At 62.0% G+C, this 7,332-nt stretch carries 6 protein-coding genes; 5 read left to right on the top strand and 1 reads right to left on the bottom strand.

Features of this window, described 5'->3' with window-relative positions; translation table 11 throughout:
* Positions 1-174: 174 nt before the first annotated feature.
* From CQ020_RS19120 to CQ020_RS19100, 5 genes are all read left to right on the top strand, one after another.
* Complete coding sequence (locus CQ020_RS19120; RefSeq protein ID WP_105693271.1) at positions 175-1,209, top strand: sugar ABC transporter permease; 1,035 nt, start codon at positions 175-177, stop codon at positions 1,207-1,209.
* 42 nt (positions 1,210-1,251) lie between these two features.
* Entirely contained in the window at positions 1,252-2,175 is a 924-nt protein-coding gene (locus CQ020_RS19115; RefSeq protein WP_105693270.1) for a carbohydrate ABC transporter permease, read from the top strand.
* 81 nt (positions 2,176-2,256) lie between these two features.
* Positions 2,257-3,915: a sugar ABC transporter substrate-binding protein gene (locus CQ020_RS19110; RefSeq protein ID WP_105693269.1), complete on the top strand. Its 1,659-nt coding sequence runs from the start codon at positions 2,257-2,259 to the stop codon at positions 3,913-3,915.
* A gap of 58 nt (positions 3,916-3,973) precedes the next feature.
* Entirely contained in the window at positions 3,974-5,026 is a 1,053-nt protein-coding gene (locus CQ020_RS19105) for a LacI family DNA-binding transcriptional regulator (protein WP_105693268.1), read from the top strand.
* Positions 5,027-5,048: 22 nt separating this feature from the next.
* Positions 5,049-6,233, top strand: coding sequence for a Gfo/Idh/MocA family protein (locus tag CQ020_RS19100; protein WP_258142090.1), 1,185 nt, complete (start codon positions 5,049-5,051; stop codon positions 6,231-6,233).
* 56 nt (positions 6,234-6,289) lie between these two features.
* On the opposite strand, the gene CQ020_RS19095 is transcribed toward CQ020_RS19100, so the two are convergent.
* The gene (locus CQ020_RS19095; protein WP_105693266.1) at positions 6,290-7,237 is read right to left on the bottom strand and encodes a LysR family transcriptional regulator; all 948 of its coding nucleotides are present in this window, start codon (positions 7,235-7,237) and stop codon (positions 6,290-6,292) included.
* Between the last annotated feature and the right edge of the window lie 95 nt (positions 7,238-7,332).

Genomic DNA, 7,332 nt, shown 5'->3' with positions numbered 1-7,332 from the left:
ACCCCCATCTCAAACCACCCCCCACGCCGCAATAGTGATGAAAGGTGATTTCTTTGATCAGTTTCGATCATGATCTTGCAAAAAGAGATGCCAGTCACTTATGGTTTGTTAAACGGTTAACGAGCGTGGCCTGAATCACATTCACGGCTCAGGCTCAGCACTTGAGGAGACAGTATGAACTCGACGACGGAACAGGCTCCGGCATTGCCCGAGGCTCGCCGAGTCCCGGGACCGCCAGGTGGAAATGCCTCCGGATCCGGTCCGAGGAAACGGAAGAGAAACAAAGTCCCGCAGCAGAGTTTCCGGTCCCGACTGCGGCGCGACAAGCAGATGCTGCTCATGATGCTGCCCGGTGTGGCCTTCCTGTTGCTCTTCTTCTACATTCCCATCCTGGGCAACGTCATCGCGTTCCAGGACTACCAGCCCTATTTGGGCATTGGAGACAGCCTGTGGGTTGGTTGGCAGAACTTCGTGGACTTGTTCGGAAATCCGGACTTCATTCACGCTTTCTGGAACACGCTCTACTTGGCGGCCTGGCAGCTGGTCTTCCTCTTCCCGGTGCCGCTGGTGCTGGCCCTGATTGTGGATTCACTCATCAGCACCCGCGTCCGGCGGATCTTCCAGAGCATCGCCTACCTGCCGCACTTCCTGTCCTGGGTCTTGGTGATCGCTTTCTTCCAGCAGATGCTTGGCGGCGCAGGATTCGTCAACAACCTTCTCCGGGACTGGGGGATGGACCCCATTCCCTTCATGACCAACCCGGAGACATTCCCGGTCATGGTGGTGGTCCAAATGATCTGGAAGGACGCCGGCTGGGCCATGATCATCTTCCTGGCAGCCCTGGCCAGCATCGATGCCTCCCTGTATGAAGCCGCCGCGGCGGATGGAGCCGGGCGCTGGCGCAGAATGTGGCACATCACCCTTCCAGGACTGCGTCCCGTGATCGTCCTGCTCCTGATCCTGCGCATCGGCGACATTCTTTCGGTGGGCTTTGAGCAGTTCATCCTGCAGCGCGACGCTGTTGGAGCCGGAGCTGCGGAAGTGCTGGACACCTTCACCTACTACACCGGCGTAGTGGGAGGCGGCTGGAGCTCAGGCGCGGCAGCAGGCCTTGCCAAGGGCGTGGTCAGCGCCTTGTTGATCTACGGCGCCAACAAACTTGCCCACAAGTTCGGCGAAGACGGAATCTTCGCAAAACAAGTGCGCTGATAGCCCCGCTGACCCGCGCGCCTGCCGCACAAGGAGAACCCCATGGCAACAACACTTTTCAGCAAGAAACCCCGGGAGCTTAGCTACAACCCCAAGCGCCCGGTGTGGAAGGAAAAGCCTTCCGCCCTGTATCAAACGGTCAAAGCAGTAGTCCTGATCGTTTTCAGCTTGTCCATCCTCGCGCCCATCCTTCTGGTGGTTTCGACGTCCCTCGCTGACACCGAACAGCTGGTAAAGGCCGGTGGCTTCGTCCTCTGGCCCGAACGACCCACCTTGGAGGCCTACGCCACCATCTTCAAGGGCCCCATGGTCCTCCAGTCACTGGGGGTCAGCATGCTGGTCACCGCAGTGGGCACCATCCTGGCGTTGTTCGTCACCATCACCATGGCTTACGCCACCAGCCGCACGGTTCTGTTTGGCCGGCCAGTGATCCTCGCAGTCCTGTTCACACTCCTGTTTGCACCGGGCCTGATCCCGTCCTTCCTCATGATCCGCCAACTCGGCCTGCTGGACTCGCTGTGGTCGCTGATCCTTCCGGGGATCTTCGGAGCCTTCAACTTTGTGGTGATGCGATCGTTCTTCATGAACATTCCCGGCGAACTGATCGAAAGTGCCAGAATCGACGGCGCCAACGACTGGCAAATCCTGTGGCGCATCGTCATGCCGTTGTCCAAAGCCGTGATCGCCGTCGTCGGGCTGTTTTATGCCGTGGGTTTCTGGAACTCGTTCTTCAACGCCCTGCTTTACATCAACGATCACAGCAAGTGGCCCATCCAGTTGCTTCTCCGCAACTTCGTGGTCCAAGGCAGTGGGGCAGCGGACCAGCTGGGAATCACCACCACGCCGCCGCCGCAGTCCATTCAGATGGCAGTGGTCGTTGTGGCGCTGGTCCCCATCCTGATGGTTTACCCGTTCCTCCAAAAGCACTTTGCCAAGGGCGTCATCACCGGCGCCGTCAAGGGCTAGCCCAGCCCTCAAAAGCACAAGCACTCACCCCCGAACACTCAAACCTCAGACAAAAAGCAAGTAACCAGAAAGGGTTATGCCATGACGAGCACTACCTCCCAGGCTGGATTCAGCCGCCGCGGTTTCCTTGGCCTCGCAGGCCTGGCCGTGACCGCCGCCGGCTTGTCCGCCTGCGGTGGTGGCGGAGCCGCAAGCAACGGAGGCGCCGCTGCCTCCGCTTCGGTCAAGTTGCCCACGTACAAGGAATTCACCGGCGTCACCCCGGACATCGCGGGCAACGCCAAGGGCCTCCAGGCCGGCTTCTTCAAACTGCCCACCGCTGTGCAGTCCGTGAAGGCGCCGCCGCTCAAAGGTAAGGTGACCGGCCTGACCGAAACCTTCGACACCATGAGCCCGGGCTTGAAGGACAACCCCTTCTGGCAGCGGCTCAACGCCAAGCTCGGCGGTGACCTGGAACTGCAGATCGCAGAAGACATTGGCGACGGCTACCCTGCAAAGTTCGCCACGGTCCTTGCCAGCAACGATCTTCCGGACATGATGTGGGTTCCGCCGAACCAGGGCATCCCCAATGTCGGTCCGATGCTTGAAGCCAAGTTCCAGGACCTGACGCCGTACCTCTCCGGTGACGCTGTCCTTGAGTACCCCAACCTGGCCGCGCTCAAGCCCGATTCCTGGAAGACCGCCGTCGTCAACGGCAAGATCTGGGGCGCCCCCATCCCGAGCACCCCGTTCGGGCAGGTTTACCTTGGCAACCACGATATGTGGGCCAAGGTGGGTGGCTTCGAGGCATCCAGCGCTGACGAATTCCTGGATAAAGCCAAGGAGCTGACCCGCCCGGGCGATCAGCAGTACGCGCTTGAGCCGGCCTACATCAACGCCCTCCACATGGTCACGGAATGGTTTGGCGCTCCCAACAGCTGGGCCGTCAACAAGGACCGCACCCTCACCCACCTCTACGAAACCGATGAGTACCTGGCCGGCGTGGAGTTCACCGCCAAGATGTTCGCGGCCGGGGTCTTCTACCCGGACTCCAAGGCCACTGACATCCGCTCACGCGTGGCCAATGGCAGTGTTGCAGCACAGGTAGTGGTGGGTCCGCACGATATCCGCAGCTACCGTGCCCTGAACAAGTCCGCCCAATTTGATGTTCTCATTCCGTTCAGCGCGGACGGCAAGGTCAAGCCGGTGTACGACATGGGCTACGGAACGGTGGGCTTCACCCCGTTCAAGAAGGCTGAAGAAGGCAAGATCCGCGAACTGCTCTCGCTCATCAACTACCTGTCGGCCCCGTTCGGCACCGTTGAATACATGCAGAAAAACTTCGGCGAGCTCGGCGAGGACTACACCATTGACGGCTCCGGAAACCCGGCGCGCACCGAGACGGGGACAACCAACGCTCCCGGCCTCGTCTCAGCTTTGAACATCATGTCCAGCCCGGAGAACGTGATCTTCAACCCCGGTTTCGACGACGACACGCGGTACGTCAGTCAGCAGGAAGAAAAACTGCTCGAGTTCGCGTGGCGCAACCCCACCAATGGTTCCTACTCGGACACCAACGCCAAGGTGGGCGCCAAGATCACCAAGCAGCTGCGCGACAAGGTGGTGGACATCATTACCGGGCGCGCCAAGATCGACGAACTCAAGGACGCCGTCAAACGCTGGAAGAGCGAAGGCGGCGACAAGATGCGCGATGAGTACCAGGCCGCGTTGGACCCCAACGTGCCGGTATTCAGGAGCTAGCCTCAAACCAACAACCACGCAACGCAAACGTACAAAGCAAGCACCAGCAGGGGGAACCATGGCAAAAGCGAGCAGCACCGGGGTCAGACCAACCATTCGCATGGTGGCCGAACTGGCGGGCGTCTCCACGGCCACGGTTTCCTATGTCCTGTCGGGTCGCCGCGGCGACGGGGGGCCAGGGGTCTCGGATCCGACGGCGGAAAAGGTCAAGGCCGCGGCGGAGCGGCTCGGCTACCGCCCCAACCAGGCGGCCCGGGCCATCCGCACGGGCCGCACCAACACGGTGATCCTCTCGCTGACCATGCTGTCCGATCCCTGGTCCCTGTCCGTCATCGAGTCTGTGCAGAAGGCGGCCGTTCCGCTGGGGATCACACCGATGATCCTGGGTGACGCCGACTGGGTGAAGGTGCTCGGCACGCACAACGCGGACGCCGTGTTTGTGGACGCCGTCCGTGAAGAGCAGCGGGATGCCCTGCGGAAGCTTGCCGAACACGGAACCACCCTGGTGGTTTTTGACGAGGGACTGGAGCCGGAAGGCTTCGACGTCATCCGTTCCATTGCTGGTCCAGGTTGCCGCATGGCCGTGGAGCACCTGCTCCACGGCCACCGGCGGATCGCTTGCCTGACCCCGGCTACTGCATCGGGAACCTCGGGCGGGTCACGGTACCGGGCGTACTCCGACGCCCTGGCAAACGCAGGCATTCCGGAACGGGAAGACTACGTGGGCTTGTTCGATGCCACCAGTGCCGGAGCTTACGCTGCGGCAACGCGGGTGCTCAGCCTTCCGGACCGGCCCACCGCCATCTACGCCACCACCGATTACGCAGCGGTCAGTGCCATCAACGCGGCTCAGCGCCTAGGCATGGCTGTGGGTACTGACGTGGACATCATCGGTGTGGGCAACACCGTGGAGGGCGAGCGGATGTCTCCCTCGCTCAGCACCGTTGGTCCCGTGGACTTCTTCGACAAACTTGCACGGCTCCTCCTCAGGCGGGCTACAGCGCAGTCAAGCCCGGAGGCGACAGCGGGACCCGCCGTCCTGGACTTCCCCTGGCACTTGTTCGTGCGTGAATCGGCGCCGCACCGCAGCGCCGCAACCAGACTTTATTAAGAACAGAAGGATATTGCACATCATGGAAAAGGATTTGAAGGTCGGCATTGTAGGTTTCGGCCTGCGGTCGGGGCTGTGGAAGCACGCCCACAAGCCGGGCCAAGGCTCGGAGGTCACCATTGTTTGTGACCTGAGTGAACGTGGACGGGCGGACGCGGCTGAACGCATCCCGTCCGCACGCGTCACGGGTGACCTTGAGGAACTGTTGAGCAGCGGTATCGACGCCGTCCTGGTCCTGACCCCGGATAACCAGCACGCCGCCGTCGCCGTTCGAACGCTCAAGGCGGGCATCCCCACCTTCTGCGAGAAGCCCCTGGACATCACCGTTGAGGCTGCGGACCGGATCCTGGCGACGGCCTACGAAACCGGAACACGGTTGTACGTCGGCCACAACATGCGGCACATGCCGGTTGTAGTACAGATGCGCCAACTCATCGAAGACGGCAGGATCGGCGAGGTCAAGGCTGTCTGGTGCCGACACTTCGTGGGCCACGGCGGTGACTATTACTTCAAGGACTGGCACGCCCAGCGCGCAAACGTCACCTCGCTGCTCCTTCAAAAAGGTGCCCACGACATCGATGTGATCCACTGGCTGGCCGGTGGGTACACCAAGCGGGTTGCCGCCGTCGGCGATCTCGCCGTCTACGGCGACGTCGCAAACCGGAGCAACAACGCGGGCAAGCGCATGGGGGACTGGTTCTCCATGGACAACTGGCCGCCCACGGAGCAGAAGGACCTTGCGGAGGTGATCGACGTCGAGGACATCTCCATGATGAACATGGTGCTGGATAACGGTGTGCTTGCCTCTTACCAGCAGTGCCACTTCACGCCCGACTACTGGCGCAACTACACCGTCATCGGCACCAAGGGCCGCATTGAGAACCTGGGCGATGGGCCCGGGGAGACCATCAACGTGTGGACCAGCAGGTCCTCGGGCTACGCGGCACCGGATGAAGTCATCACCATCCAGGACGGCGAAGGCGGCCATGGCGGCGCCGATCCGCGCCTGATCGAGGAGTTCCTCCGCTTCGCCTCGGAGGGCGGCCGGACCCAGACCAGCCCGATTGCCGCGCGCCAAGCGGTGGTGGCGGGCATCCTGGCGGCGGAATCGTTACGCGGTGATGGCTCTGCCCGCGAGGTACCGGAGCTCCCCGTCGAACTGGTGGAGTACTTCGACGCCGGCCAGCCCGCCTTGGTCCGCGACTGACCAACTGAGTCGCAGTTGAGCGCGTTTCGCCGTCTCAAAACGCGCTCTGCTGCGACCTACTTGGGTAAGTCAGGGCTGGATAGCTCGATAAGCTCGGTCATGACGGTTTGAAGTGACTCGCAAACCGTCATGACCGATTTTCTTTTGAGTGTCTCGGGCCGGGCAAGGATGTCGATCTTGCGCACGGAGTTCACCCCTGACAACGGACGCAGCACCACACCGGCATCCAACACCCGGCGCGCGGTGAAGCGAGGCAGCAGCCCAATCGCACCTCCGGCCGAGACCAGCGCGGCAACGGTCGAGTAATCGTTGATGCGGTGCAGGACTTCGGCCGGACGCCCGCTCACGGCAACGACGGCGGCCAGGACGTCCGCGGGAGAGTAGCCATCGCGGCTGGTCACCCAGGGTTCATCCACGACGTCGGACGGTTTCAGTTCGCGTCGGGCTGCCAAGGGGTGGTTCGCGGGGAGAGCGATGTCCAAGGGCTCATCCGCGATGGGAATAACGGCCACTTTGTCTTCCGGCCACTGTGGGCTGTTGTCCATCCGGTGCGCCAACACCAGGTCATACCGCGCAGCCAACCCCGGGAAATCCTCCTGGGCCACATCTTCATCGGACAGCCGCAGGCGTGGCGACTTCCCGCCGTCGGACGCTGTCCCGGACGCCAAATGCGCCGCCAATGGCGCAAACAGCGCCTGCCCCGCACTGTGAAAAGCGCTCACACTCACCGGCGCGTCGGGAGCGTCGTGATAGGCGCCGATTGCGGCGCGCGCATCTGCCATGGCGTTGACGACGGCGGCACCCGCCTCGGCGAGCACGCGGCCTGCGTCGGTCAGCACCAGTGCCCGGCCTTCCTTGCGCGTCAACGGCACGTCCACGGACTTCTGAAGTAGAGCGAGCTGTTGTGAAACGGCGGAGGGGGTCACCATCAGCGTTTCAGCCACAGCCTTGACGCTTCCCAGGTCTCCAAGCTCGCGAAGCATCTGCAACTGATGAATTTCCATTAGCAAATCCTAAATCGTTGATTGAGAAGAATCTAGTTGTGCTAAATCGTCAGCGGCGCTCTAATGGACTCAGCAGCAGCGAAGCAGCCCTGGCA

It is taken from the genome of Arthrobacter sp. MYb23, assembly GCF_002979775.1.
Lineage (GTDB): Bacteria > Actinomycetota > Actinomycetes > Actinomycetales > Micrococcaceae > Arthrobacter.
This window is presented reverse-complemented; position numbering and strand designations above follow the sequence as displayed.

What these genes read in the sequence shown, in the direction of transcription:
- CQ020_RS19110 (WP_105693269.1), top strand. Translation starts at nt 2,257, where the DNA reads ATGACGAGCACTACCTCCCAGGCTGGATTCAGCCGCCGCGGTTTCCTT.
- CQ020_RS19120 (WP_105693271.1), top strand. Translation starts at nt 175, where the DNA reads ATGAACTCGACGACGGAACAGGCTCCGGCATTGCCCGAGGCTCGCCGA.
- CQ020_RS19105 (WP_105693268.1), top strand. Translation starts at nt 3,974, where the DNA reads ATGGCAAAAGCGAGCAGCACCGGGGTCAGACCAACCATTCGCATGGTG.
- CQ020_RS19095 (WP_105693266.1), bottom strand. Translation starts at nt 7,237, where the DNA reads ATGGAAATTCATCAGTTGCAGATGCTTCGCGAGCTTGGAGACCTGGGA.
- CQ020_RS19100 (WP_258142090.1), top strand. Translation starts at nt 5,049, where the DNA reads ATGGAAAAGGATTTGAAGGTCGGCATTGTAGGTTTCGGCCTGCGGTCG.
- CQ020_RS19115 (WP_105693270.1), top strand. Translation starts at nt 1,252, where the DNA reads ATGGCAACAACACTTTTCAGCAAGAAACCCCGGGAGCTTAGCTACAAC.